Below are 24085 nucleotides of genomic sequence, written 5' to 3'. Positions count from 1 at the left end.
TCGGCATGCGAGCGCCTCGATGAATCCGTCGCGTCGATTGCTCTACGCCCTGGCCGCTGTGCTTTGCCTTGGGCTTTTGCTGGGTACCGCGGCGGCACTCGAAAGCACCGTGCCGTCGGCTATCCGTACGGCCTGGTGGGGTCTGTTGCTGTGCCTGGGACTGGTTGCGACGTTTGACGCCTTGCATCTGCACCGCATGCCGTCCCCAGAGCTGCGGCGCGTATTGGCCGGCAACCTTGCTCTGGGCCGCTGGCATGAAGTTCAGCTCGAGATTCGACACCCACTGACGCGCGCCATGCGTGCCGAGATTTTCGACCATGTGCCTGCGGGGCTGGACATGCAGGCGCTGCCACAGCAGTTGTTGCTGCCTGCGCAGCAGTTCTGCCAGCTCAGCTACCGTCTGCAGCCGACGCGTCGCGGGCACTTCCATTTCGAGCATTGCGAGATTCGCTTGTTCAGCCCTCTGGGTTTGTGGCGAGAGCGGCGCCTACTGCCGCTGCAATCGCAGACGCGGGTCTATCCCGATTTTACCCAGCTGCACGGTGCGCCACTGATGGCGGTGGACCGCTGGCTGAGCCGGCTGGGTGTGCGCCAGCAGCCGAGGCGGGGGCTTGGCATGGACTTTCACCAGTTACGCGAATTCCAGGAAGGCGACACCCTGCGGCAGATCGACTGGAAGGCCACGGCGCGCAACCGCACACCCATCGTCCGGGAGTATCAGGACGACAGGGACCAGCAGATCCTGCTGATGCTCGATTGCGGCAGACGGATGCGCAGCCAGGACGGCCCGCTTACGCACTTTGATCATGCGCTCAATGCCAGCCTGCTGCTGGGCTATGTCGCGCTGCGCCAGGGCGACGCTTTGGGACTCTATACCTTTGCCACCGAGCAACGGCGCTTCTTCGCTCCCGCCAAAGGCCAGACGCAACTCAATGCGTTGCTCAACGGTGTTTATGACCTGGTCAATACGCAGCGACCAGCCGATTTCGCCCTTGCCATCAACGATGTCCTGGCCCTGCAGAAACGCCGCGCACTGGTGATCATCGTGAGCAACCTGCGCGACGAAGACGACGAAGAGCTGCTCGGAGCCGTCCAGCGACTTTCCCGCCGCCACCGTGTACTGATCGTTAGCCTGCGCGAGCCGGTTCTGGACAGGTTACGTCAACAGCCCGTCGATACCTTTCAGCAAGCCCTCGATTATTGCGGAACACTCGACTACCTCAATGCCCGCGGCAAGCTTCATGAACAGCTTGTCGCCCATGGCGTGCCAGTGCTCGATGCCCGCCCGCACGAACTCGGACCAGCACTGATCAGCCGCTATCTGGCCTGGAAGAAAGGCGGAGTGCTGTAACCGGTTTTCAGAAGTTGCTGTGCAGAGCGATCAAGCGTTGCACGCTTGGCCAAGTCGCGTAGGTTCAGCTGCCTTTGCAGCAATCCTGGTCGGCGGGCTTGTTCCCGGCTGATTCGATACGGGGCAGACGCGCTGGCGGGATATGCTGCATGGGCCGAAAACTGAAGTAGTGGTGCAGCGCATCGATCATTTCACGAATCTCACGCGGCGGTGAGGCAAACACGAAACCGGAGTCGAAACTGCCGGGCGTGACGTCCTCACGCGACCAGCGGCAGACGGCACTGAAATCGATATAGCGCAGCTGGCTATGCTGCCCGGGGATTTTCAGGCGCATATCGAAACGTACGTCGGTCATCATGGGATAGGGGCTGATCAACATCAGCCCTGTCTCGGACAGGTTGCCAATGAAGCCCAAGGGCTTGTCCGAGAAGCGGTTGAATACGTTGAGGTAATACGGCAACTGGTGCCGTTGAATGCTGCGCTGATTATGCATGTCCATCGGATGCGGGCCTGCCGCCAAGTGTTATTGCTGCTGCCGTGTCCGGCCTTCAGCGGCAGATCTGACTGATACGACTGGCCAACTGCCGCCGCGCCGCCCCTATTTCTTCATCACTGTAGTAGACCCGCCCACCCTTTGCATCGGCACTGAAGTAGCGCCCGCCCTGAGACAGCCTCGATAAGCGGTCGCGCAGCTGCTGGCACTCCTGCTCACGCTGCCCCTGCCTGGCGCTCGCTGCCATCCTGGCCGCCTCCTGTTCCTCCCGGCGAGCCTCGAAGAAGCGCTCCGTGCGCGCCTCGCGCTCCCGGGTCGCATCGTCTCTGTCGACCACCTGCGGCCGGACCTCGAGCTGCTCTGCGCCGGGCTGCGGCTTCGCACTGAAGTGCACGTTGCCTCCCGGATCGACCCAGCGGTAGATGTCGGCCGTCGCCAGCGGGGTCAACAAAACGCTAGCAATCAATAATGCGATACGCATGGGATCCTTCCCTGCCGGTCGCAATGACCGGGCTCTCGTTTCAGGGTTTGACGGCGTGGATCACCACCCGTTCCTCGGGCTGATAGTGCCCCAACTGACGCAGCGTCTCCAGCCTGGCGCGACTGCGAAAAGCGTATTCGCTGGCTGGATAGCGCGTCTGAATGAACTGGTAGGTCTGTGCCGCATCGACAAACAGGCCCTGACGTTCCAGGCATTGCCCACGCAATAGCGACATTTCCGGCTGAAGATTATCCCGTGGCCGGCTGCGGCGCTCAGCCTGGGACAGCTCGAGCATGACCTGGCCGCAATCACCCAGCTCGTATTGCTTGTAGGCCATATCGAGATGGCGATCGAGCGCATTTCTGCTGCTGCAGCCTACGCTGAGGGTGGCCAGAAAGATGATGAACAGTGTGCGCATAGGTGGTTCCTCCGATGCTGGCGTATCGACCGTCAGCAAAAAAACTACAGCCCGTTCGGCTGCCGAACGTCGCTTGAACACCCGCCAGGCCACTGCCAAAAGAGTAGTGCAGCCCAACAATGACTACAGCCGCCCGGCATAGTAGCCTCGCCGCCATTCTGAAAAAGGAGCATTGAATGATCTCGCGCCGTACCAAAATCGTCGCCACTCTGGGTCCAGCCAGCAGTTCGCCAGAGGTGCTGGAAAAAATGATCGTTGCCGGGCTCGATGTGGCCCGCCTGAATTTTTCCCATGGGACGCCGGATGAGCACCGCGCACGCGCGCAGCTGGTACGGGACATTGCCGCGAAGCACGGTCGCTTCGTAGCGCTGCTCGGTGATCTGCAGGGGCCGAAGATCCGTATCGCCAAGTTCACCAACAAGCGCATAGAGTTGGCCGAAGGCGACAGCTTCCGCTTCTCGGTCACCCACCCCCGTGATGCTGGCACCCAGGAAGTGGTCGGGATCGATTACCCGGATCTGGTGAAAGACTGCAGCGTCGGTGACGAACTGCTGCTCGACGATGGTCGCGTGGTCATGCGCGTGGACGCCACCACGGCCGACGAACTGCACTGCACCGTGCTGATCGGCGGGCCACTGTCGGACAACAAGGGCATCAACCGTCGTGGCGGTGGCCTGACCGCACCGGCGCTGACGGCCAAGGACAAGACCGACATCAAGCTGGCCGCCGACATGAACCTGGATTATCTCGCCGTCTCTTTCCCGCGTGACGCGGCTGACATGGAACTGGCTCGGCGCTTGCGCGACGAAGCCGGCTCGAGCGCATGGCTGATCGCCAAGATCGAGCGTGCCGAAGCCGTCGCCGATGACGAAGCACTGGATGGCCTGATCCGCGCCAGTGATGGCGTGATGGTCGCGCGTGGCGATCTGGGCGTGGAAATCGGCGATGCCGAGCTGGTAGGCATTCAGAAAAAGATCATTCTGCATGCGCGCCGCAACAACAAGGTGGTGATCACCGCGACCCAGATGATGGAGTCGATGATTCAGAACCCGATGCCGACTCGCGCCGAAGTGTCCGATGTAGCCAACGCCGTGCTCGACTACACCGACGCAGTGATGCTCTCGGCCGAAAGCGCCGCGGGCGAGTACCCGGTCGAAGCCATCAAGGCCATGGCGCGCGTATGCGTCGGTGCCGAGAAGCATCCGACCAGTATCAAGTCGGGCCATCGTCTTGGTCAGCGCTTCGAGCGCAGCGACGAAAGCACCGCCCTGGCCGCGATGTACACGGCGAACCACTTCCCCGGTGTCAAGGCGATCATCAGCCTGACCGAAAGCGGCTACACCCCGCTGATCATGTCGCGGATTCGCTCGTCAGTACCTATCTTCGCCTTTTCGCCCCATCGCGACACTCAGGCGCGTGTCGCCATGTTCCGCGGCGTGCAAACCATCCCCTTCGACCCGGCAGCCCTGCCCGCCGACAAGGTCAGCCAGTCGGCTGTGGACGAGCTGCTCAAGCGCAACATCGTCAATGTTGGCGACTGGGTGATCCTGACCAAGGGCGACACCTACCACGGCACCGGTGGCACCAACACCATGAAGATCCTGCGTGTGGGCGATTCGTTGACCTGATTGGCGCGGCGCGCCAGCTGCCGGTCAGAGCGGCCTGGCGCGCCGTTCCCAATTAAAGAAGGTCTATGCCTGCTTCGGTTCGTTATGCCCCGAACTGACGGGTCAGAAAGGCGTCACTCAATACCTGCCCCCGCGGCAGCCCCGCCAGAAACATGCGCTTTGCGCAGTCTTCGACAAAGCCGCTTCCACCGCATATCAGTGCGATCTCCTGACGCGATGCGGCGCGCAGCGACTGCAGACGGCTGCCTGTATGCCCCCTATCGACGTATTCGATGCTCAGGTTGCTATTCGCCTCGGCAAGCGCTTCGAGCGGCCCTTGCAGATAGGAGGCTCCACGGCAGAAATGCAGCAAACGGATCGGTCCCTGGTGCTCCTGATGCAGCGCTTCTCGCATCAGGCTCCAGAGCGGGGCAAGTCCCGTCCCGGCAGCCAGCAACAGTAAAGGCCTCGACTGCCATTCGGGCTCGTAGCGCAGCGCGCCGGTATGCGGTTGGCCCAAGTGCAGAGTGTCGCCGACGGTCAGCGTACGCGCCGCATCGCAGAAGGCACCGTTGTGCCGACAATCGAGGTGAAACTCAAGCCAGTGGTCTTCCCAGGGTACGCTTGCCAATGAATAGGGCCGGGCGACTCCATGGTTACTCCACAACAGCACATGCTGACCCGTCTGGTAGCGCAGCGGTCGTGCGGTGGGCAGCAGGCGCAACCGCAAAACCCGGTCGTCCAGCCAGTCGTGCCCCACCACCCGCGCCGGCAGACCTTCGCGCGCCGGGTCGAAAATCGCAACATCGAGGTTTTCCGCCACACTGCATTGGCAAGCGAGCCGCCAGCCTTCCAGGCGCCGCGCAGAGTCGAGTGCCTGCGGGCGGGCATCCTGCGGTTCCCCTTGCAGGCAGCGCACCAGGCAGGCATGGCAACTGCCCGCTCGGCAGCTGAAGGGTACGTTCAGGCCGGCATCATTGAGCGCATCAAGCAGATTGCTGCCCTTCGCCACCCGCCAGGTCCGCTCCCCGTGGGTGATCTCAGGCATTCACCGCAGCCCAGCTGGTCTCGCACCGATTTCGACCATTTCCCTTGGCTCGGTACAGCGCGTCGTCGGCGCGCTGCAAGGATTCATCCAGATCGTCGCCTTCACGAAGCAGGGTCAAGCCGACCGAGAGGCTCAAATGACCAGCCTGCTTAGCCCCTTCCGGCAGCGGGGCATTGGCGAAAGCTTCGCGCAAGCGCTCGCAACAAGCGCTGAATTGCTCGGCGTCGGTGTTCGGCAACAATAGAACGAACTCTTCACCACCGTAGCGAGCCAATATGTCGTCGTCTCGCAGACAGGACCGAGCCACGGACGCAAAGGTTTGCAACACCCGATCACCCACCGCATGTCCATGCAGGTCGTTGACCCGTTTGAAATAGTCGAGATCGATCAGCGCCAGGCCGGACTGATGCCCTGCCCGTAGCCGACTCAGCTCGGCTTCCGCCTTGCGCAGGAAATGTCGACGATTGAAGAGCCCCGTCAGCTCATCGGTCGAGGCCAGATCTTCCAGCTGTCGCATCATGCCGCGCAGCGTTTCCTGGTGAGCCTGCAGGGCAAAGCGGCGCTGACGCATGCGTTGGCGCAACCTGTAGACATAGCTGACGAACAAGCACATCCAGACCAGGGTCACCAGCAGCACGCCAGTCTGCAGCAGTGCCGTCTGCGGATCATTCAGATGACCCATTTGCGCATCGAAATACACCATACCGACGAAGCTGGCGAGCGCCAGCACGGCATAACGAACGAAGATTTTTGGCGGGAGGAACACGGCAAACATCAGCACCAGCACGTACAGCACCAGCAACGATCCACGGTTATCGCCGAGATTGAACAAAAAGAAGGTCAGCCAGACCAGGGCAACCAGCACTTGTGGTTCGGTCAGACTGGGGTCGCGAAAGCGCAGGTTGTGGCCGCGATAGAAGACCCAGAAAAAGGTTAACTGGCTGGCCGCAATCATCACCGACCCCGCCACCGCCGTCTCGACCGGCGCCTGGTAGAAACCGGCAGCCACAGTAATCCAGGTGAGCAGCAATGCCAGACCGTAGGTGGCGGCCGCCATGCCAAAGCGCTTGGTCACCAATAACTGCAGCGCTTGCTGTTCGCTTTCGTCACGACTAGCACGCATGGAATCCATCCCATAGTGGCAATTCGTCACACTTTACGCTGCGCGTTGTAAAAAACCTATACGCAGCTGTATCGACAGTATGAGAAAACATCACCAGAAACCGCTGCCATCGGACGATCATCTTCAACAAGACCTTTGCTATTGCGCTCGCGCCGATGTGGAGCCGACATCTCGGCCCGTAGTGCAACGCCGTGTCGCTGCCAGCGTCATGCCAGTTTCCGCAGTGCATCCCTTCACCTTTGGTCCGTCTGTGTTCCCTGCTCTACGGCAGGTTATACTGCCGCGCATTTTTTACTGAGCGTGTCGGTCGCTTTCTCGATACGCACTGTTTTCGCCCCGCCAAGAGGACGCGCTGCATGACCGTGATCAAGCAAGACGACCTGATACAAAGCGTTGCTGACGCTTTGCAGTTCATCTCCTACTACCACCCCGTCGACTTCATCCAGGCGATGCACGAGGCCTACCTGCGCGAAGAATCGCCAGCAGCCCGCGATTCCATGGCACAGATCCTGATCAACTCGCGGATGTGTGCGACCGGCCACCGGCCGATCTGCCAGGACACCGGCATCGTCACTGTATTCGTGCGCGTGGGCATGGACGTACGCTGGGACGGCGCAAGCATGAGCCTGGACGACATGATCAACGAGGGTGTTCGCCGCGCGTACAACCTGCCGGAGAACGTTCTGCGTGCTTCGATCCTGGCCGACCCGGCAGGTTCCCGCAAGAACACCAAAGACAACACGCCAGCGGTAATCCACTACTCCATCGTCCCCGGCGACAAGGTGGAAGTGGACGTCGCAGCCAAGGGCGGCGGTTCGGAAAACAAATCGAAGATGGCGATGCTCAACCCATCCGACTCCATCGTCGACTGGGTGCTGAAGACCGTTCCGACCATGGGCGCCGGCTGGTGTCCGCCGGGCATGCTCGGCATCGGCATCGGCGGCACCGCCGAGAAAGCTGCGGTGATGGCCAAGGAAGTGTTGATGGAATCCATCGACATCCATGAGCTGAAAGCCCGCGGCCCGCAGAACCGCATCGAAGAGCTGCGTCTGGAGCTGTTCGAGAAGGTCAACCAGCTGGGCATCGGCGCCCAGGGCCTCGGCGGCCTGACCACCGTGCTCGATGTGAAGATCATGGATTACCCGACCCACGCCGCCTCGCTGCCGGTCTGCATGATCCCCAACTGCGCCGCCACCCGCCACGCACACTTCGTGCTTGACGGTTCCGGCCCGGCCGAACTGACCCCACCGCCGCTGGATGCCTACCCCGAAATCGTCTGGGAAGCCGGCCCGAGCGCACGCCGCGTCAACCTCGACACCATCACCCCGGAAGAAGTGCAGAGCTGGAAGCCGGGCGAGACCGTCCTGCTCAACGGCAAGATGCTCACCGGCCGCGACGCCGCGCACAAGCGCATGGTCGACATGCTGAACAAGGGCGAAGAACTACCGGTAGACCTAAAGGGTCGCTTCATCTACTACGTCGGCCCGGTCGATCCGGTCGGTGACGAAGTGGTTGGCCCGGCTGGCCCGACCACCGCGACGCGCATGGACAAGTTCACCCGTCAGATTCTTGAGAGCACTGGCCTGCTGGGCATGATCGGCAAGTCCGAGCGCGGCCCGATCGCCATCGACGCGATCAAGGACAACAAGGCTGTCTACCTGATGGCGGTCGGCGGTGCGGCTTATCTGGTCGCTCAGGCAATCAAGAAGTCCAAGGTACTTGCCTTCGCCGAACTGGGGATGGAAGCCATCTACGAGTTTGAAGTGCAGGACATGCCTGTCACCGTTGCGGTCGACACCAACGGCGAGTCAGTGCACATCACTGGCCCGGCAATCTGGCAACAGAAGATCGCCGACAGCCTCGCGGTCGAAGTGCAGTAAGCGACACGCCAACACAAAAAAGCCCGGCCAATTGCCGGGCTTTTTTATTCTTTCAACGAGCGATTAGCGATTGAAGCGCTCAACCAGCGCGCGCAATCCACGTGAGGCGTCTTTTAGCTCGCGCCCACGTTGCATGGTCAGGTCCGCCTTGCCGGCATTCGTGTCGGTGGTTACGGCGATATGGGTAACCTGCCGTGCGATGTCTTCCGCCACATGCGCCTGCTCTTCCGCGGCGGCAGCCATTTGCTCGCTCATGCCGGTGATCCGGTTCACCGCTTCACGAATACCTTGCAGCGCCTGCTGAGCCTCGATGACCTGAGCCAGTCCTTGCGCCGCTTCCCTGTCACCCACTTGGGCGATCGCGACCGCCTCGCCAGCCTTGGTGGTCAATGACTGGATGATGCCCTGGATCTGCTGTGTCGACTCTCGAGTCTTGCTGGCCAACGCCCGCACCTCGTCCGCAACCACGGCGAAACCCCTGCCCTGTTCGCCGGCACGCGCAGCCTCGATCGCTGCGTTAAGGGCCAGCAGATTGGTTTGTTCGGCGATGGTCTGAATCATTCCGGCGGCCGACATGATTTGCTGGGTTTCGCCCGCGAGTTCGTTCACCGCATTACCGATACTGGTCACGGTGTTCGCGAGCGACTCCATGGCCTTGCGCGAACTTGCTGCGACCCGGTCACCCTCGTTCGCCAGGCCGTTAGCAGCGCTCGCCTCAGCTGCAGTTTGTTGCACATGGCTGGCGACTTCAGTGATTGATGCCGTCATCTGAGTGACAGCCGTGGCCGTCATGTCGGTCTCACCGCGTTGCTGGCGCAGGTCGTTCTCGGTCTGGCTAGCGAGCGTAGACGTTTGCGCCGAGGCGCTTTCGACCTGTACGGCAAGATCCGACACACGCGTCAACGCGGTACGCAAACGTGCGTCCTCACTGATCAAGGCCATTTCCAAACGCGCCGCATGGCCTGAGTGATGGGTATATGTGAGTGCAACGACCGGGTCGGTAAACGCTTCAGGAACACGCATGAGAATCCGCTTCAGCTGCCTTTCGGCCGAGACATGAGAGCTCAGGCCCAGCGCGAAGAACAAGCCAAGCACCACGACCACTTCAACCACAGGCGGCAGCCAGAACATACCCGCCGTAGCCAGCGCGGCTGCGCTCATAGGCAGTGCCAATACACGTGCCCAGCCAGACGCCCGCCGGCCGAGCGAAACGGCAGGCTGCCCTGCCCGCAGACGCGCATAGAGCTCAGTGGCTTTGGCGATCTGCTCGGCAGTCGGCCTGACCCGTACCGACTCGAAGCCGGTCAGCTTGCCGTCGTCGAGAATCGGCGTGACATAGGCGCTGACCCAGTAAAAGTCGCCGTTCTTGCAGCGATTCTTCACCACGCCCATCCAGCTTTTACCCGCTTTCAGGTAGCCCCACATCGCCTGAAATACCGCCGGCGGCATATCTGGATGGCGGACCAGATTATGGTCACTGCCGATCAGCTCAGCCTTGGCATAGCCGCTGACTGCAACGAACTCGTCATTGCAATAGACAATCTTGCCCTGGGTATCGGTGGCAGAGATCAAACGCTGATGCGCCGGAAAGCTCCGCTCGGTATTGCTAACCGGTCCGTTGTTTCGCACTTTGATCTCCGTATGGTTAGTCGATTCTAGACAGACTCACTGGTCATGACGAATCAATTTGTTACAGACATCGGGCATGGACCTGAGAACTTGAACGAGCGCCGTGCTTATTTGACGAAAAGCGACGAATGGAGGGCAGTGGATGGCTAGCGCGGAGCTATAGAGCGGTTTGACGCAACTGCACGAACATTGCTTCGACTTTTGACCTGGCCCATGGCGTCTTGCGCAGAAACGTTAGGCTCGACTTGATACTGGGGTCGCTCTTGAAGCAGCGGATATCAACCCGCTCCGCCAGCCCGTCCCAGCCATAGTGAGCCTGCAGTTCGACGAGCATCGATTCCAGTGTCACGCCGTGGAGAGGGTCTCGGGGTTGGGTCATGGTGGCCTCAGACCTTGAGCAGGCAGCGCCTGCGGAGTGAAACAAAAAGGCCCGCCGGAGCGGGCCTTCGAACGGAGCGGCATCTTACAGGCTGATGCGGGTCCCTAGCAGCTCGAGAAATGCAGCCAACCAGGCGGGATGTGCCGGCCACGCTGGCGCAGTCACGAGATTGCCCTCGGTGTGCGCTTTATCAACGCCAATATCGATGAACTCACCACCGGCCAGACGAACCTCCGGCGCACAGGCGGGATAAGCGCTACACGCACGCCCTTGCAGCACGTCTGCGGCGGCCAGCAGCTGAGCGCCATGGCAGACCGCAGCAATCGGCTTTTTCGCTTCACCAAAGGCCTTGACCAGACTGATCACCTGCTCATTGAGTCGCAGGTATTCAGGCGAACGGCCTCCCGGTACCACCAGAGCATCGTAATCTTCGGCCCGCACCGCAGCGAAATCGAAGTTCAGCGCAAAATTATGGCCGGGCTTCTCGCTATAGGTCTGATCACCCTCGAAGTCATGAATCGCGGTGCGGACGGTGTCGCCAGCCTTCTTGTCCGGGCAGACCGCATGCACGGTATGACCAACCATCTGCAAGGCCTGAAACGGCACCATGGTTTCGTAATCTTCGACGTAGTCACCGACCAGCATCAGAATTTTCTTCGCAGCCATCAGAACGCTCTCCCTTCAGTTGGACACTTTATAACCGGCCCGGCCAGTGCCGTCAGCCGCTTCGGTTGAAGATGTTAATCACGAGCCGATCAAGCAGCCCCCACAAGCGCTGGTAGACGCGCTGGCTCAGCGGACGAGAATGCCACTGCTCAAGATCAATTTCGAAACTGTGCGAGAAATCAGTTTCAAAGCTGCTGGCCACCGACTCACTGAATTGCCGGTCGACCGCTTCAAGATTGGCTTCCAGGTTCCAGCGCAAATTCCAGTGATCGAAATTACACGAGCCGACACTGACCCAATCATCGACCAATGCCATCTTCAGGTGCAGAAAGTGTGGCTGATATTCATGAATGCGCACGCCGGCTCGCAGCAGCCTTGGATAATAGCGCTGCCCGGCATAACGGACCGAGGGGTGATCAGTGTTGCGGCTGGTCAGCAACAGCCTTACATCGACGCCGCGTCTCGCCGCGCGCATCAGCTCCCGACGAACGCGGCCAGTGGGCAGAAAATAAGGGGTCGCCAACCAGATTCTGCGTTCGGCGCGCTGCAGGTTGCGCAGCAGGCTATGGAGAATGTCCCGATGTTGCCGCGCCGCCGAGTAGGCTACTCGGCCCATGCCATCATCGAGTGACGGATTGGCTGGGACCTTTGGAAGTCGTTGCGGTAGCGGCAGCTGCCAGATTCTCTTTTTCAGGCACAACGTCCATTGCACATCGAACAGATGCTGCCAGTCGGCAACGAGCGGGCCGCTGATTTCAACCATCGCTTCGTGCCAATGCTCATCCGGCTCAGAAGGGTTCCAGAACTCATCGGTAGCCCCTGTCCCGCCTACAAAACAACGGGTGTCATCGATAAGGATCAGCTTGCGGTGATCGCGGTGCAGGTTGCGAAACTTCAACCGCAGTCTCAGCGGATTGTACTGACGCAAATCGACCCCAGCGTCGGTCAGCCGCTGTCGCGCCTTCTGTCCCAGTTTGAGGCAGCCGAAGCCATCGAACAGGCAGCGAACCCGCACACCGCGACTAGCGGCCGCGACCAGAGCATCGGTCAACTGGTCTGCGCAGGCGCCATCTTCGACAAGATAGAGTTCGACATCCACCCGATGCTGGGCAGCGTTGATGCACGCCAACATGCGCGGGAAGAACTGCGGCCCGTCGAGCAGTAGCTGGAATTGATTGCCCTCTCGCCAGGGGAAGACCTTTCCGGCAAGCATCATGACCGGCATCCCCGCAGCAACGCCGCGCCAGGGACCAGAGTAGGGATACAGCTCAATGGCATTGAAATCCTTGTCAGGTAATTTCACAGGGGCGCTTCGATCACCTGCGTTGCTGAGGCCTGGGGAGACTGACCCGTGCTACTTCAGCACGCCTGTTATAGGTCCGCAGCGCAGCGAGGAGTTCCCGGAGACTGGCGATTAGCTAGTCAAGCCTGCGAGTCATCGGGCATCAGCCCAAACAGCTCGGCTGCCTGCGCCAACCGCTTGGCCTGTGCGCCACGAGCCAGCTGCAACACACCGCGGTCGCGCTGCCAGAGATCCGACCAGTTCTGTGGGCCGGCTGCCAGCGCAGCATCGAGCGCCTCGGTGAGCGCCATGAATTGCAAATTCAGCGCAGCCAGCAACAGATGCGTCGCCGCATCCGCTGGCGGCAACCGGGAGATCTCAGCCGCGCCAGGCAGGATGCCGAGTAGTTGCAGTTGCAGCCGTTGCGGCCAGCCACATTGCAACCCGACGCCATAAAGCCAGCTGACCAGAGCCACTAGCACGTGAAGGTCTTCCAGCGTCCGAAACGGCTTGACGTAATCGTCCCAGCCGTCGCCAGCCAAGCGGTCGCAGGCCACGTTCGCCAATCGCAAGCGGCCGTGCGGGATATCCGGCACCAGCGCCAAGGCCGGCCCCGCCTCGACACGGACGCCAGGATCAGTCGTGCGAACCACGCAGACGCTCAGCCGCGGGCGCTCACCGAGCACTTCATCACGTGCTGGCACCAGCAACCAGGCAGCAGCCGAGCCCGCAATGACGAAATCCTTGTGGCCGGTCAGTCGCATACCCTCTAGCCGGGTTTGCATGTCAGCCGGTCGCAGCAATCGACGCTCGGTCGCGCACAATGCGCCAAGACCTGCTGGAGCATCCGGCCATAGCTGCCGCAGGGCAGCCTGATAGCCGGCCAGAAACGCCAGCCCCGGCGTGGCGGCCCCGCGCCCGCCCAGCACGGCGAGCTCAAAAGTATCGCGCGGACCATACGCTTGCAGGGCTGCGAACCAGCCGTCCAACGATGCAGACGGCGGCAGGTGTTCCAACGGACCAAGCAGCTCATGCCAGGACATCATCAGGCTCCATGAACAGCGAAAAAAAAGTGGCAATCAACATCGACCCGTGATAGCGAAAGCATCACCTCTGCCCTTTCCAAGCTGACAGCGGTGATTGACGGAACACCAACCATATCAATCAAGCGCTGGGAACGCATGCAAGCTGAATGCAAGGAAGCGCTGCTAAACTTGCCCCATGAATTTTCTTGCACACCTGCATCTCGGCGGCGAACGACCCGGGCAGCTGCTCGGCAGCCTCTACGGAGACTTTGTCAAAGGCCCCTTGCAGGACCGCTGGCCAACCGACATCGAAGCAGGCATTCGCCTGCATCGACAGATCGACGTTTTTACCGACAGCCACCCTGTTGTGCTCCAGGCGAAACAGCGCTTTCCGCGCGAGCGCAGACGCTATGCAGGGATATTGGTCGACCTGTTTTTTGATCATTGCTTGGCCGCGCACTGGCACGACTACGCCAGCGAACCCTTGCACGACTTCACCGCACGGGTTTATCAGGTGTTGCGTGAGGAAGCCAAGCTACCCGCCAAGTTGGCCCTGATTGCGCCGCGCATGGCGGCGCAGGACTGGCTCGGCAGCTATCGTGAATTCGCCGTGATGGAGCAGGTCGTGGCCGGCATGAGCCGCCGACTGTCTCGCCCCGAAGGCTTGGCAGGCGGCGCCATCGAGCTCGAACAGCTCTACACGCCGCTGCTGCAGGATTTTCGCGAGTTCTATCCGCAACTGCATGCATTTGCCAGCGCCCGCATTATCAGCCCGACAGACGCGTATCGACCACCTGGCAGTTAGTCACTCGGCGCTCCATTCAACCGCGCAGAGCGGCGCCAAAGCTCTCCAACCAGGGCTCCGCGTCACTTTCAGGCGTGACCGTTTCGCTGGCATCCAGACGCAGCATTTCCTGTACTTCACGGACACCCAGCTCGGCGTACAACTCCCGAACCAGTTCCCCGGCACCGCAGAAGGTGTCGCCATAGCTGGCATCGCCCAGCGCAATCACCCCGCCTGGCAAGCCCTGCCAGGCCGGAAACTGATCGCGGATCGCCGTATACAGCGGGACGAAACTGTCCGGTAACTCGCCCATTCCGGTGGTGGCAGTCACAACCAGCAATGCTTGCGGTCCGAATTCCAACACCTGCGCAAGTTGCGCGCGAGGGTCGTGCCAGGCATCGAAGCCCGCCGCGTTGAGTACCGTAACAGCGTGTCGGGCAACGTCTTCAGCGGTGCCGTAGACCGTACCGGAGAGAATGGCGACTTTCATGATGCGCTCCGTTTCAAGTTAAAGCCGAGCATTATGCCGCATCCGACACATACTCCCCGCCCCAGCGGTTCTACACTCACTAGAGTACTGCCGCCTGGTGAAAGGGAATTAGTTCGCGAGCGCGTGGTCGCAAAGCCGTCCTGGCAGAGGATCTCGCGGAGGTCTCTGCCACGTTCTGGAGCGACTAGGCATGACAGACAGGTTCTGCCCATGCCCTTGAGAGGGAAATCGGGATGCCGAACAAAGTGGATCTGACCAGCGCCGAACTGGCCTATATCAATGAACTCGTCAGTGGCTCGTCAACGGAGCCGGGCGAAACGCGGGCAGGCTTTCGCGTCGACGGCGGTGAAAAGGCCAACGGCCTGCTTTTACAACTGGCCGCGAAGGCAAACCTGACTCTCGAAGCCGAGCTCGACGAATATTGCATGTCGTTCCCTCTGCAGCTGAAGCAGGACGAGTTCCAGTCGGTCCAATTACAACTGGCGCCTCCGACCATCTACGAGCGGGGACCGGTTCTGCGCGCTTGGCGCTTGCATCTGGATGAGCCGCTGCCACTGCTCTCCAATGATGGCAACGAGACCGCGCTGAGTGTCCACGAGCTGTCACCCAACGGCCTGTTGGTGGACGCTGGAACCAAAAACCGGGCCCCCAAACACCTGCATATGCGCCTGGCATTGCCGGGAGAGGACTCCTTTCAGATCAACGCGCACCGGATTCGCCATGCCGAAGGTGGTATGACTGCTTATGAAGTCGCATATCCGCAGGACAAGGATGCCGAACGCATCCGCTCCTATCTGTACGAGCAACACCAGCGCCTGCATCCCGAGCTGCAGCCGGAACTCGCCGTCGACATGCCCGAGAGCTCTTAACCGGGCCGCTGGCTCCGCCTTCCCGTGCACGATGCGGCCGACGAGATAGGGCCGTTGCGCCCCCTGGTGTAAGCTGGCCGACACTGCAGCCTTGCAAAGGCAGCGCGACCACTCTTCCACCTGGTATCCCAGCATGAATCAGCCGACGGCCCCGATACTGATTACCGGTGCCAGCCAGCGCATCGGCCTGCATTGCGCAGAGCGCCTGCTTGATGAGGGCCAGCCGGTAATCGTGAGCTACCGCACCTCACGCGCCAGCCTGGCTCGGCTTCGCGAACGCGGCGCCGTGACCTTGCATGCCGATTTTTCCGCTGCCACTGGCATACTGGCTTTTATCGCTGCTCTCAAGCAGCACACCAGCGTCCTGCGCGCGATCGTACACAACGCGTCGGACTGGCTCCCCGAGACACCGGGGGAGGAAGCTGAGACCTTCCAGCGCATGTTCGAGGTGCACATGCTCGCGCCTTACCTGATCAACCTTCACTGCACCGAACTGCTGCAGCATGGTGGTCCGGCAGACATCATCCATATCGGTGACGATGTCACCCGTGTCGGCAGCAAAAAGCACATCGCTTATGCGGCCAGCAAGGCCGGGCTGGACAACCTCACCTTGTCGTTCGCAGCCCGGCTGGCGCCAGCGATCAAGGTCAACGGCATAGCCCCCGCGCTGATCCAGTTCAACGAAGGCGACGATGAGGCCTATCAGCGCAAGGCGCTTGCCAAGTCCGCCCTGGGCATCGAGCCCGGTGCCGAGGTGGTCTACCAGAGCCTGCGTTATCTGCTGGATAATCCCTATGTCACCGGCACCACGCTGAGCGTGAACGGTGGCCGACACCTGATCTGATAGGCCAAGGAATCCCATGCCTCGATTGGAACCCGCCATGGCGCGCATCCGCGTCAAAGACCTGCGCTTACGTACCTTCATCGGTATCAAGGAAGAGGAAATCCTTAACAAGCAGGACGTCCTGATCAATCTGACCATCCTTTATCCGGCAGCCGATGCCGTGCGCGACAACGATATCGACCATGCGCTGAACTACCGAACCATTACCAAGGCGATCATCCAGCACGTCGAGGACAACCGCTTCGCCCTGCTCGAGCGACTTACCCAGGAAATCGTCGACCTGGTCATGGCGCATCCGCAAGTGCGCTACGCCGAGGTCGAAGTGGACAAACCGCACGCTCTGCGCTTCGCCGAATCGGTATCGATTACCCTTGCCGCTCATCGTGAGTGACCGCCAGCGTCAGTCGCTGCCGTAGGCCAGGGTCGTCATCAGCGCCCGGTCACCGCTGCGCGCATCCAACCGCGTGTGCTGAATGACCACCGGTATGTTGGAGATAAACACGCTGGCGTAGTCGGTCTCACGGGGCACCGCCTCCGGCGTCTGCAGATCATCGAAACGCAGGTGCAAGGTTCGCCGCGCGGGAACGCGTATGGAATACGGTCCGACCGGCTCGCGGTCAGCGAAGTACAGCGTCAGTTCAATCACGGCCTCCAGCGGGCCAGCGTTCAGAATGCATGCCGTCTCGTGGCTGCGCAGTGCTGGCTCATCGGGTTTGGGCCCCAGCGCCGGCAGGTAACCTTCGGCTATCACCCAATGCTTTTTTCCAATCACATCCAATCTCCTTCAAGCTTGATGACCGGCTGGCCATCCTGCTTAGCGGAGACGGTTCATGCCGCTAAAGTTCCCCGTCGCTCGCTGGCCCAGGACCTGCGTCGAGGTTATGATCCCGCCCACGTCTGCAACGCCGAGACCTTTGAAAATGAATGAGCAAGAACGCACTGAACTCGAAGCCGCTGCCTTTCGCCGCCTGGTCCAGCACCTGCGCAGCCGACCGGATGCACAAAACATCGATCTGATGAACCTGGCCGGCTTCTGCCGCAACTGCCTGTCCAAGTGGTACAAGGCCGCCGCCGACGACCTGGACATCGAAGTCAGCCTCGACGAAGCGCGCGAAGAGGTCTATGGCATGCCCTACGCGGAATGGAAGAAACGCTATCAGAAGGACGCGACGCCAGAGCAACAGGCGGCGTTCGACAAGGGTCAGAAAACATGAGCAGCCTCCGGGACTTCCGCGCCAGCCTGCGTAACCGAAACCACCCTTTCAGCGAGACGCTGGCATTCATCACCACCGCCTACGACTACCAGCCAACCCGTTTCTTCAATGGCGGCATTGAAAACGCCGCCGGACAGAACGAGGGTTCCTGCAAAACGCTGGGGCTGGCCGTGCTGGAAGGATTCACCACTGAAGAAGCCTTGTTGGCATTCGGGGAGCACTATCAGTCGGTACTGGAGAATCCCAGTGGAACTGACCACCAGAACATTCGCGCGCTGATGGATACCGGGCTTCCGGGCGTACGTTTTGATCAGCAGCCGCTCAGGCGCAAGCCGGTGAATTTCGAAGAGAAATAAAAAAGGGCCGGCCAGGCACTTGGGGAAGGCTTGAAGCGGACGGCCCTGAAAAACCAAAAGGAGAGTTCGGGATTAGCCTAATGGCCAAGCGCAACGCTTGGCCATTATCTAAAGCGGATCGGCCCCATAGCGCTGAACTATCGATTGCTACGCCGCTTTTCCCGTCCCAACAAAATCGGTAAGGTCCGGACCGTCCTTTCCGGAGTATCGTCCATGCCCCTCGCTGCCCTTTCCGGCCCTCAATACCTGCGTGAAGGTTTGAAGCTGATTCTCAGCCCAGGACTCAGGCTGTTCGTCATTCTGCCGCTGACCGTCAACCTGCTGCTGTTCTGCGGTCTGATCTACCTGGCCATGCGCCAATTCGGCGGTTGGGTCGACGCCTTCATGCCAAACCTCCCCGAGTGGCTGATGTTCCTCGAATACATCATCTGGCCTCTGTTCGTGGTGCTGGTGGTGCTGATCGTGTTCTTCACCTTCACCATACTCGCCAACATCATTGCCGCGCCGTTCAATGGTTTTCTCGCCGAAAAGGTGGAAACCGTGGCGCGCGGCGTCGACAGCGCGCCGCCGTTCAGCTGGAGCGAACTGCTCGCGATGCTGCCGCGGACCCTTGGACGCGAGGCACGCAAGCTGGCGTATTTTGCACCTCGGGCGCTGGCGCTGCTGGTGCTCTCATTTATTCCAGTGGTCAATCTGGTCGCGGCGCCACTGTGGCTGCTGTTCGGCGTCTGGATGATGGCGGTGCAGTACATCGACTATCCAGCGGACAACAACAAGCTGAGCTGGGCCGAAATGATGGTCTGGCTGCGCCAGCGCCGCTGGAAGAGTCTGAGTCTCGGCGCGGTAACCTACGCAGCGCTGCTGATTCCCTTCGTCAATCTGCTGATCATGCCGGCAGCTGTGGCAGCCGCAACGCTGTTCTGGGTGCGTGAAGGAGGCAAGACGACAATGCCCACGACCGTCGATTCGTGAACTGCGAGAGGTGAAGGTGTCTAGATCTGAACACCTTCACACCGGGAGACTCGCAATGGCGCTTACCGCCCTCGCAATCAACTGCACCCTCAAGGCATCGCCCGCAGAATCGTCCTGTGGCCTGTTGCTGAGCCAGGCTCAGCGCGAGCTTGAAAAGCTCGGCGTCAGCTGCGAGCAGGTCCGCGCAGTGGATTTCAATATCAAGCCGGGCGTTACGTCAGACGAAGGCGAAGGCGACGACTGGCCGATGATCAGGGAAAAGGTGCTTGCAGCGGACATCCTGATTCTTGGCACGCCGATCTGGCTTGGCCATCCAGCCAGCGTCTGTCAGCGCGTACTGGAACGCCTGGACGCATTCATTGGTGAAGTGGATGACGAGCAGCGGATGGTGTCCTACGGGCGGGTCGCTTGCGTCGCGGTGGTAGGCAATGAAGATGGCGCCCATCATGTGGTCGCCAGCCTCTATCAAGGACTGAACGACGTAGGCTTCACCATCCCTGCCAACGGCTGCACCTACTGGGTCGGGCCGGCAATGGGGTCGACGGATTACAAGGATGTGGAAGACCCCGGCGAGAAAATTGGCAAGACCAATGCCATGCTGGCGCGCAACGCCGTGCACCTGGCCAAGCTGCTCAAGCAGGCCGGTTACCCGGGCGCCTCGCTATAACGCTGCGCAAAAAGAAGCCATCGCGAGGATGGCTTCTTTGCAGCTGTAGGTCGGGTGACCTGTCAGGCCAGCGTCTTCAACGCTTCACGGCTAAAGGGCAGGATGTCCTGCATACGCCCTTCCTTCACTTTCAACGCCCAGTCCGGATCGCAGATGAGCGCGCGCCCTACTGCGACCAGATCGAACTCCTGCTTGTTCAGACGCTCCAGCAAGCCTTCGATATTGGCCGGCTGCGCCACTTTGTCAGTCTTGACCATGAACTGCAGAAATTCGCCATCAAGCCCCACGCTGCCGACGGTAATGGTGGGTTTTCCAGTCAGTTGACGGGTCCAGCCAGCAAGATTGAGCTCTGAACCTTCGAACTCTGGCTCCCAGAACCGGCGCGTCGAGCAATGGAAGATGTCCACGCCTGCTGCAGACAGCGGCTCGAGAAATTCGCCCAGCGCCTCGGGCGTGGTGACCAGGCGCGCGGTGTAGTCCTGCTGCTTCCATTGGGAAAAGCGGAAGATAATCGGAAAATCCGGACCTACCGCGGCACGTACCGCCTCGATCAGCTCGATGGCGAAGCGCGAGCGATTGGCCAGACTGCCACCGTATTCGTCGGTGCGCTGGTTGCTTCCTTCCCAGAAGAACTGATCAACCAGGTAGCCGTGCGCACCGTGGATCTCGACACCATCCATACCGATGGTCTGGGCATCTTTGGCGGCCTGAGCAAAGGCCGCGATCACGTCCTGAATGTCCTGTTTGGTCATGCCGTGCACAACCACCTGGCCATCCTTAAGCTTCTCCATCGGGCCATAACCCGGCACTTCCGGCTCCGGCTCGGTTCCCACGTGGCGAACATTGCCCACGTGCCATAGCTGCGGAACGATCTTCCCGCCTTCGGCGTGTACGGCATCGACCACGGCCTTCCAGCCGGCCAGCGGAGCTTCGCCGTAGAAGCGCGGCACCTGCGGATAGCCATTGGAGGCCTTGTGCCCGACCGTGGTGCCCTCGGTGATGATCAGCCCTACACCCGACGCGGCACGACGGCGGTAGTACTCGACGACGTCCGCGGTTGGCACGCCGTTGGGCGAGAAAGAACGGGTCATCGGCGCCATCACGACACGGGTCGGCAGTTGCAAGCTGCCGAGTTGGAAGGGTTGGAACAGGGCGTTCACGGCTGCGGTCATTGCTGTCTCCTTTGGCTTGAAGCAAAAGCGACCGGTCGTCTCGCCGATCGCCAAAAAAAATCAGCGGGGCGTCAGCAGACGCTCCAGCTGGGTCAAAAATATGCTCAATGGCGCTACGCTGCGGCCCACCTTCATACGCAGCAAGGCGCCTTCCCAGGCATTGCCGATGAATTCAGCCAGCGCCAGGCAGTCGGTGTCGGCATCGACCTCACCGGCTGCGCGCGCCTGCTCAAGGCAGCTCGCCAACAGCTGGACCGAACGCATCAGGATCGCCTCGACCTGCTGGCCGATGGGCTGCGAAAGCTCGGCCATCTCAAAGCTCAAACTGCCGATGAAACAGTGATACTCGGGACATTCCTGCCGCGAAAAATGAGCCACAACCTCAGCGTAGTACCCGAGAACCCGTGCCCGCGGGCTCTGCCGAGCATCGAGCAGCGCTGCCTGATAACGCTCAAGCCGCGGTTGATAAAGATGCTCAAGCGCCTGCAGGGCGAAATCTTCCTTGCTGGCGAAGTAGTGGTAGAAGGACCCTTTGGGGATGCCGGCTGCCTGGACGATCTCCAACACGCCGGTGCCGTGATAACCACGACGAGTCATCACCTGAGCCCCTTTGGCCAGGATCAGGTCACGCTTGTCGTTGCGGGCTTGGTTGCTCATGACGACGAGCATATGACCGGTCGTCTAGGACGAACACCATCATCCACGGCGCTTATTGCCGTGCAGTTCTGTCGCGATGGTGCTTTTTCAGAAGAGCGGTCAGCGAACGCCAAACAACCCTGAACGGAGATGGCGCGCTCAGGCGAGCGCGCTTTCGATGGCCTGGATCAGCGCTGGATCATCCGGCGCCGTGCGCGGGGAGAAGCGCGCCAACACGCGTCCGTCTTTGCCCACCAGAAACTTCTCGAAATTCCAGCTGATATCGCCAGGGAAGTCAGCGCCCTCGCCCGCCAACAGGCGATACAACGGGTGACGCTGCGAGCCATTGACCTCGAGCTTGCTGCTGATCGGAAACGTGATGCCGTAGTTCTCATCACAGAATTTCAGGATGTCCGCGTCGCCGCCCGGCTCCTGAGCGGCGAACTGGTTGCAGGGAATGCCCAGCACGCCGAAACCCCGATCCTGATAACGTTCATGCAGTGCTTGCAGACCTGCATATTGAGGCGTGAGACCGCACTCGGAAGCCACATTGACCACCAGTGTCACCTGGGATTTCAACGGCGCCAGGGGAAGTTCCTGGCCCGCAAGGCCGGGCAGAACCAACTCGTGAAACGCGCTCATGTGTCTCTACTCCAGAGTAAAAAAGCGCTCCGGCAGAACCGAAGCGCTTCCATGGCCCGATCGAATCGGGCTTTCGCTGACCAGCCGCCTGCGGGCGCCAATCAGTGTTGGTGACCACCTTCACCATGCACATGGCCGTGAGCGATTTCTTCGTCGCTGGCTTCACGTACATCAACAATCTTCACTTCAAAGTTGAGGCGCTGACCGGCCAGAGGGTGGTTACCGTCGACGATCACATCGTCGCCTTCGACATCACGAATGGTGACGATCTGCATGCCGCCGTCCGGGCCGGACGCATGGAACTGCATGCCCACCTCCAGTTCATCGACGCCTTCGAACATCGCACGATTAAGCGTAGCGACCAGCTCCGGGCTGTACTCGCCATAGGCATCCTGCGGCTCGATGGAGACCTTCACCTCGTCACCACCCTGCTTGCCCTCCAGGGCTTTTTCCAAACCGGCAATGATGTTGCCCGAACCGTGCAAATAGACCAGCGGCGCGCCGCCGGCCGAGCTGTCGATCACTTCACCCGCATCGTTGGTGAGTGTGTAGTCGATTGACACAGCCTTGTTAGCGGCAATCTGCATGAGGCGAAACCTTTGTTGAGGGATGTAAGGCAAAGTCTAACCGCGACCTGCATTGATTGCGAACCGCCGCACGATTTAGGGGACCATCGGCAGCAAGCAAAAACAGCCTGAAGTCATGCGTAGGACGCTACCAAATACAACCTTTGGAGAGCATCGCTGCCCCATCAGGTGTGCAAGAATTCACGCCTGTAAATGTAGGCGACCTATTTCAACAATTAATTTCGCATCCAAGGAGCACCGATGTCAGCTCGAAACATCCTGGTGATTAACTGCGGCAGCTCGTCGATCAAATTCGCGCTGGTCAACGAAGCCCAAGCGACTTTCCCCCTGCAGGGCCTGGCCGAACGTCTCGGCACCCCGGAAGCCGTCGTGCACTGGCAGCTGGGGGACACCAAGCAGAGCCTGAACATTCCGGGTGCCGATCACCGTGCCGCACTCGAAAAACTCCTGCCGGTGGCTCAAGAGGCCGCAGGCGGCAAGCTGGACGGGATCGGCCATCGTGTGGTCCATGGTGGCGAACACTTCACCGGCTCCAGCCTGATTGACGAGCCGGTGCTCAAGGCAATTCGCGACAGCGCGCAGCTGGCGCCACTGCACAACCCGGCCAACCTGGTCGGAATTGATGCAGCGATGGCCCTGTTCCCGGGTCTGCCGCAGGTCAGCGTGTTCGACACCGCTTTCCACCAGACCATGCCGGAGCATGCGTTCCGCTACGCCGTGCCGGAATTCCTTTACAAGGAACACAGCGTCCGCCGCTACGGTTTCCACGGCACCAGCCACAACTACGTCAGCAAGCGTGCCGCCGAGATGACCGGACTTCCGGTCGATGACAGCTGCTGGCTGACGGCTCACCTGGGCAACGGGTGCTCGACCTGCGCCATCGTCAATGGCGAAAGCCGTGACACCAGCATGGGCCTGACCCCGCTGGAAGGCCTGGTAATGGGCACTCGTAGCGGTGATGTCGACCCTAACCTGCACAGCTACCTGAACCGCACCCTGGGCTGGAGCCTGGAGCAGATCGATCGCATGCTCAATCACGACAGCGGCCTGAAAGGTCTGTCCGGACTGTCCAATGACCTGCGCACGCTGCAGGAAGCCCGGGTTGCTGGGCATCCCGGCGCCACCCTGGCGTTCGAAGTCTTCTGCTACCGCCTGGCCAAGTCCCTGGCAAGCATGGCCTGCGCGCTGCCGAAACTCGACGGACTGATTTTCACCGGCGGCATCGGTGAGAACTCGACGGCTGTGCGCACCCGCACCCTCGAACACCTGAAACTGTTCAACTTCAAGCTGGACGAAGACGCCAACGCACGCTGCACGCGGGGTGTCGGCGGGGAAATCCAGGCGGCAGGCAGCCCCCGCGTGCTGGTGGTACCGACTAACGAAGAACGTCAAATCGCGCTGGACACACTGGCGCTGCTCGACGCCTGATAGCGCGCCGACGGTTAGACGCACTGAACGAACCCGACGACC

At 60.7% G+C, this 24085-nt stretch carries 28 protein-coding genes; 12 read left to right on the top strand and 16 right to left on the bottom strand.

Features of this window, described 5'->3' with window-relative positions; genetic code table 11:
- Positions 1-19 precede the first annotated feature (19 nt).
- The gene (locus CXK96_RS06555) at positions 20-1351 is read left to right on the top strand and encodes a DUF58 domain-containing protein (protein ID WP_102835673.1); all 1332 of its coding nucleotides are present in this window, start codon (positions 20-22) and stop codon (positions 1349-1351) included.
- Positions 1352-1415: 64 nt separating this feature from the next.
- On the opposite strand, the gene CXK96_RS06550 is transcribed toward CXK96_RS06555, so the two are convergent.
- The 3 genes from CXK96_RS06550 to CXK96_RS06540 are packed head-to-tail and all read right to left on the bottom strand — an operon-like array spanning position 1416 to position 2743.
- Entirely contained in the window at positions 1416-1850 is a 435-nt protein-coding gene (locus CXK96_RS06550; RefSeq protein WP_102835672.1) for a PilZ domain-containing protein, read from the bottom strand.
- Positions 1851-1899: 49 nt separating this feature from the next.
- The gene (locus CXK96_RS06545; protein ID WP_102835671.1) at positions 1900-2325 is read right to left on the bottom strand and encodes a DUF4124 domain-containing protein; all 426 of its coding nucleotides are present in this window, start codon (positions 2323-2325) and stop codon (positions 1900-1902) included.
- Between the two features lie 40 nt (positions 2326-2365).
- The gene (locus tag CXK96_RS06540; RefSeq protein ID WP_102835670.1) at positions 2366-2743 is read right to left on the bottom strand and encodes a tetratricopeptide repeat protein; all 378 of its coding nucleotides are present in this window, start codon (positions 2741-2743) and stop codon (positions 2366-2368) included.
- A 176-nt stretch (positions 2744-2919) separates the two neighbouring features.
- On the opposite strand from CXK96_RS06540, the gene pyk reads away from it, so the two are divergent.
- Complete coding sequence (gene pyk, locus CXK96_RS06535) at positions 2920-4371, top strand: pyruvate kinase (RefSeq protein WP_102835669.1); 1452 nt, start codon at positions 2920-2922, stop codon at positions 4369-4371.
- Between the two features lie 82 nt (positions 4372-4453).
- On the opposite strand, the gene CXK96_RS06530 is transcribed toward pyk, so the two are convergent.
- Together CXK96_RS06530 and CXK96_RS06525 are read right to left on the bottom strand one after the other, a co-directional pair.
- A complete protein-coding gene (locus tag CXK96_RS06530) occupies positions 4454-5398 on the bottom strand; it encodes an iron-sulfur-binding ferredoxin reductase (protein WP_102835668.1) in 945 nt (314 codons plus the stop codon).
- Positions 5391-6521, bottom strand: a complete 1131-nt coding sequence (locus tag CXK96_RS06525) for a GGDEF domain-containing protein (protein WP_102835985.1) — start codon at positions 6519-6521, stop codon at positions 5391-5393. The genes CXK96_RS06530 and CXK96_RS06525 overlap by 8 nt, the downstream gene beginning before the upstream one ends.
- Positions 6522-6877: 356 nt before the next feature.
- Here CXK96_RS06525 and CXK96_RS06520 point away from each other — a divergent pair, with 356 nt between their 5' ends.
- Entirely contained in the window at positions 6878-8401 is a 1524-nt protein-coding gene (locus CXK96_RS06520; protein ID WP_102835667.1) for a fumarate hydratase, read from the top strand.
- 63 nt (positions 8402-8464) lie between these two features.
- On the opposite strand, the gene CXK96_RS06515 is transcribed toward CXK96_RS06520, so the two are convergent.
- From CXK96_RS06515 to CXK96_RS06495, 5 genes are all read right to left on the bottom strand, one after another.
- A complete protein-coding gene (locus tag CXK96_RS06515; protein WP_102835666.1) occupies positions 8465-10030 on the bottom strand; it encodes a methyl-accepting chemotaxis protein in 1566 nt (521 codons plus the stop codon).
- Between the two features lie 157 nt (positions 10031-10187).
- A complete protein-coding gene (locus tag CXK96_RS06510) occupies positions 10188-10409 on the bottom strand; it encodes a VF530 family DNA-binding protein (RefSeq protein WP_102835665.1) in 222 nt (73 codons plus the stop codon).
- 84 nt (positions 10410-10493) lie between these two features.
- The gene (locus CXK96_RS06505) at positions 10494-11078 is read right to left on the bottom strand and encodes a DJ-1/PfpI family protein (protein WP_180981505.1); all 585 of its coding nucleotides are present in this window, start codon (positions 11076-11078) and stop codon (positions 10494-10496) included.
- Positions 11079-11127: 49 nt separating this feature from the next.
- Complete coding sequence (locus tag CXK96_RS06500; protein WP_180981504.1) at positions 11128-12288, bottom strand: phospholipase D-like domain-containing protein; 1161 nt, start codon at positions 12286-12288, stop codon at positions 11128-11130.
- Positions 12289-12497: 209 nt separating this feature from the next.
- A complete protein-coding gene (locus tag CXK96_RS06495) occupies positions 12498-13400 on the bottom strand; it encodes an acyl-CoA dehydrogenase (protein ID WP_102835663.1) in 903 nt (300 codons plus the stop codon).
- 178 nt (positions 13401-13578) lie between these two features.
- Between CXK96_RS06495 and CXK96_RS06490 the strand changes: the two genes are divergently transcribed.
- Complete coding sequence (locus CXK96_RS06490; RefSeq protein ID WP_102835662.1) at positions 13579-14187, top strand: ACP phosphodiesterase; 609 nt, start codon at positions 13579-13581, stop codon at positions 14185-14187.
- A 16-nt stretch (positions 14188-14203) separates the two neighbouring features.
- Here the strand turns inward: CXK96_RS06490 and CXK96_RS06485 are convergent, their stop codons facing one another.
- Positions 14204-14656, bottom strand: a complete 453-nt coding sequence (locus tag CXK96_RS06485) for a flavodoxin (protein ID WP_102835661.1) — start codon at positions 14654-14656, stop codon at positions 14204-14206.
- Positions 14657-14901: 245 nt separating this feature from the next.
- Here CXK96_RS06485 and CXK96_RS06480 point away from each other — a divergent pair, with 245 nt between their 5' ends.
- From CXK96_RS06480 to folX, 3 genes are all read left to right on the top strand, one after another.
- Entirely contained in the window at positions 14902-15525 is a 624-nt protein-coding gene (locus CXK96_RS06480) for a PilZ domain-containing protein (RefSeq protein WP_256061583.1), read from the top strand.
- A 133-nt stretch (positions 15526-15658) separates the two neighbouring features.
- The gene (folM, locus tag CXK96_RS06475; RefSeq protein ID WP_102835659.1) at positions 15659-16369 is read left to right on the top strand and encodes a dihydromonapterin reductase; all 711 of its coding nucleotides are present in this window, start codon (positions 15659-15661) and stop codon (positions 16367-16369) included.
- Between the two features lie 16 nt (positions 16370-16385).
- Positions 16386-16760 carry a dihydroneopterin triphosphate 2'-epimerase gene (folX, locus tag CXK96_RS06470; protein WP_102835658.1) on the top strand — a complete coding sequence of 125 codons (375 nt, stop codon included), beginning with the start codon at positions 16386-16388 and terminating at the stop codon, positions 16758-16760.
- Positions 16761-16769: 9 nt separating this feature from the next.
- Here the strand turns inward: folX and CXK96_RS06465 are convergent, their stop codons facing one another.
- The gene (locus CXK96_RS06465; protein ID WP_218581730.1) at positions 16770-17141 is read right to left on the bottom strand and encodes a sensory rhodopsin transducer; all 372 of its coding nucleotides are present in this window, start codon (positions 17139-17141) and stop codon (positions 16770-16772) included.
- A gap of 148 nt (positions 17142-17289) precedes the next feature.
- On the opposite strand from CXK96_RS06465, the gene CXK96_RS06460 reads away from it, so the two are divergent.
- The 4 genes from CXK96_RS06460 to CXK96_RS06445 all read left to right on the top strand — a co-directional run bounded on the left by CXK96_RS06460 (position 17290) and on the right by CXK96_RS06445 (position 19578).
- Entirely contained in the window at positions 17290-17583 is a 294-nt protein-coding gene (locus CXK96_RS06460; RefSeq protein WP_102835656.1) for a DUF1244 domain-containing protein, read from the top strand.
- Positions 17580-17939: a HopJ type III effector protein gene (locus CXK96_RS06455; protein WP_102835655.1), complete on the top strand. Its 360-nt coding sequence runs from the start codon at positions 17580-17582 to the stop codon at positions 17937-17939. The genes CXK96_RS06460 and CXK96_RS06455 overlap by 4 nt, the downstream gene beginning before the upstream one ends.
- A 213-nt stretch (positions 17940-18152) precedes the next feature.
- Complete coding sequence (cysZ, locus tag CXK96_RS06450; protein ID WP_102835654.1) at positions 18153-18911, top strand: sulfate transporter CysZ; 759 nt, start codon at positions 18153-18155, stop codon at positions 18909-18911.
- 55 nt (positions 18912-18966) lie between these two features.
- Positions 18967-19578 carry a flavodoxin family protein gene (locus CXK96_RS06445; RefSeq protein ID WP_102835653.1) on the top strand — a complete coding sequence of 204 codons (612 nt, stop codon included), beginning with the start codon at positions 18967-18969 and terminating at the stop codon, positions 19576-19578.
- Positions 19579-19640: 62 nt separating this feature from the next.
- Here the strand turns inward: CXK96_RS06445 and CXK96_RS06440 are convergent, their stop codons facing one another.
- The 4 genes from CXK96_RS06440 to CXK96_RS06425 all read right to left on the bottom strand — a co-directional run bounded on the left by CXK96_RS06440 (position 19641) and on the right by CXK96_RS06425 (position 22615).
- Positions 19641-20750 (bottom strand): NADH:flavin oxidoreductase, encoded by a 1110-nt coding sequence (locus CXK96_RS06440; protein WP_102835652.1) that lies wholly within the window; start codon positions 20748-20750, stop codon positions 19641-19643.
- Between the two features lie 60 nt (positions 20751-20810).
- Positions 20811-21407 (bottom strand): TetR/AcrR family transcriptional regulator, encoded by a 597-nt coding sequence (locus tag CXK96_RS06435; RefSeq protein ID WP_102835983.1) that lies wholly within the window; start codon positions 21405-21407, stop codon positions 20811-20813.
- 138 nt (positions 21408-21545) lie between these two features.
- Positions 21546-22028, bottom strand: a complete 483-nt coding sequence (locus CXK96_RS06430) for a glutathione peroxidase (protein WP_102835651.1) — start codon at positions 22026-22028, stop codon at positions 21546-21548.
- A gap of 101 nt (positions 22029-22129) precedes the next feature.
- Entirely contained in the window at positions 22130-22615 is a 486-nt protein-coding gene (locus CXK96_RS06425) for an FKBP-type peptidyl-prolyl cis-trans isomerase (RefSeq protein ID WP_102835650.1), read from the bottom strand.
- A gap of 240 nt (positions 22616-22855) precedes the next feature.
- Here CXK96_RS06425 and CXK96_RS06420 point away from each other — a divergent pair, with 240 nt between their 5' ends.
- A complete protein-coding gene (locus tag CXK96_RS06420) occupies positions 22856-24043 on the top strand; it encodes an acetate kinase (protein ID WP_102835649.1) in 1188 nt (395 codons plus the stop codon).
- Positions 24044-24085: the final 42 nt, after the last annotated feature.

This window comes from Stutzerimonas stutzeri (genome assembly GCF_002890895.1).
GTDB lineage: Bacteria > Pseudomonadota > Gammaproteobacteria > Pseudomonadales > Pseudomonadaceae > Stutzerimonas > Stutzerimonas stutzeri_AB.
The sequence above is the reverse complement of the archived record's forward strand: the minus strand, read 5'-3'. Positions and strand labels throughout refer to the sequence as shown.